General features: G+C 67.5%; 1 protein-coding gene. It reads left to right on the top strand.

Translation table 11 applies throughout. The annotated features are described in order from the left end of the window. Positions 1-150 precede the first annotated feature (150 nt). A partial coding sequence (locus D7Y04_RS43680) for a hypothetical protein (protein WP_147477400.1) occupies positions 151-385 on the top strand: 235 nt, incomplete at its 3' end.

Here is a 385-nt window from a genome sequence, read left to right as displayed (position 1 = left end):
GCCGAACGAGGCGAAGAGCCCCGAGCCGCGACGAGGAGGGAAGTGGGGAGGTGGCCGGGCAGGTACGGTCATCGGAAGCTGAAGGGGCGGGCAGGCTAGCACTCACGGGTTCGATTGCCGTGGAGATGTGAATAGGTAAGGTCACTCGCCATGAGCACCAACTTCTTCCGGGCGCGTCCAGGTGGCGTGCTGCTGGCCTTCCTGTTGACGTCGTCACTCGCGGGGGCCCAGGCCCCTGCCCCTGTTCAAGAAGAAGAAGTGAACGCCTGTGGGCTGGAGCCTCCCGGTGTGGTGTACCTCCCGGCGCCCTCGCCCCGCGCGCATGAGACGCGCAAGCTGAGCGCCACCGAGGCGCCCGTCGTGAGGCGGGAAGCTCGCGATGGGA

It is taken from the genome of Corallococcus sp. AB038B, assembly GCF_003668955.1.
Lineage (GTDB): Bacteria > Myxococcota > Myxococcia > Myxococcales > Myxococcaceae > Corallococcus > Corallococcus exiguus.
This window is presented reverse-complemented; position numbering and strand designations above follow the sequence as displayed.